We start from the raw sequence: 1063 nt of genomic DNA, 5'->3' as shown, positions 1-1063 counted from the left end.
CTGCCGCGGTCCGAGAGGAAGACCCGGCGCATCTTCGACAACCGCCGGTTCTGAGGAATCCCGGAAGGCCCACCGCTACCCCATGTTCCGGACCGGGGGATCGTCCGGACCCGCAGCTCGAAGTCGAGGGAGCTGTCGCCGAACCCGAGCCCGATCCCCACCGCGCCGCCTAGTGTACCGTCTCGTAAATAGCTTGACGCACCGAGAGCGTCGATGCGCCGCGTCCAGCGAGGCGCGCGACTGAGGCATACCGTTGAGTATGGTGAAGAAGCGCAACGAAGCTGGCGCGGAGGCAGCGGCGCTCGAATGCCAAGGTATTTGCGAGACGGTGCACTATGATGACCGGGGAGCTCAGGTTCACCCCGGTCAGCTGGAGCCCGATCATCAGACCGAAGACGAAGATCGAATACCCCGCGACCTGGGCGAAGGCCTTCAGGAGAAAGACCGGGGTGATCGGAAGGTCTCCCAGGTGGAAATAGGCCTTGTAGAAGGCTTTTCCCACCTCCCCGCCGATGTCTCCGAGCGTCGACGGGATCAGGTGGGGCGCGAGCAGGCCGACGCCGATCATCCCCGCGATGACCAGGCCGAGCACGATCAGGAACCGGGTTCCGGTGGACAGCTTCTTGGCATTCCCCCCTTTGGTCTGGGTTCGTGTACTTAAGGAAGAAAATTGATTTCGTTGATGATTTCCTCAAACGGGGGACCGGCATCAGCCCACTCGGACGGGTGGAGTCGCCTGCCTTGCCCGCCACAACCTGATGAGATATACTACAGAAGTTTTGATATCCGTGCAGTGATGATTGGGTAGCCCGCCCGGATCGCCCCGGAACGACGGCAGAACTTCCCCTCACGGGGGATTTCGGCCATGTTCGAATCACCAGTAGCCGGATCCGAATCCCATGCCGGGGGGGCACCCGGGAGTTCGGTAAGCGGCTTAAACCCTTCGACATACCCGAAAGAATATCACCAGGAGGTGATCCTTGGCCCACTCCCCGAAACGAGTCGCGATCGAAAACGTCCACCCGGCGATCGACGGGGGGCGTTTCCCCGCAAAGCGGACCGT

General features: G+C 61.8%; 1 protein-coding gene and 1 pseudogene (1 of these 2 only partly in view). One reads left to right on the top strand and one right to left on the bottom strand.

Annotated features, from left to right (window positions below):
* Window positions 1–169: 169 nt before the first annotated feature.
* Window positions 170–592 carry a hypothetical protein gene (locus tag A2X88_08625; GenBank protein OGP33451.1) on the bottom strand — a complete coding sequence of 141 codons (423 nt, stop codon included), beginning with the start codon at window positions 590–592 and terminating at the stop codon, window positions 170–172.
* 388 nt (window positions 593–980) lie between these two features.
* Here A2X88_08625 and A2X88_08620 point away from each other — a divergent pair.
* A pseudogene (locus A2X88_08620) lies at window positions 981–1063 on the top strand (alpha-1,4-glucan--maltose-1-phosphate maltosyltransferase); it runs 1909 nt beyond the window's last position.

This window comes from Deltaproteobacteria bacterium GWC2_65_14 (assembly GCA_001797615.1).
Lineage (GTDB): Bacteria > Desulfobacterota > Deferrimicrobia > Deferrimicrobiales > Deferrimicrobiaceae > GWC2-65-14.
Note: the sequence above shows the minus strand (reverse complement) of the source record. Positions and strands in the feature narration are given on the sequence as shown.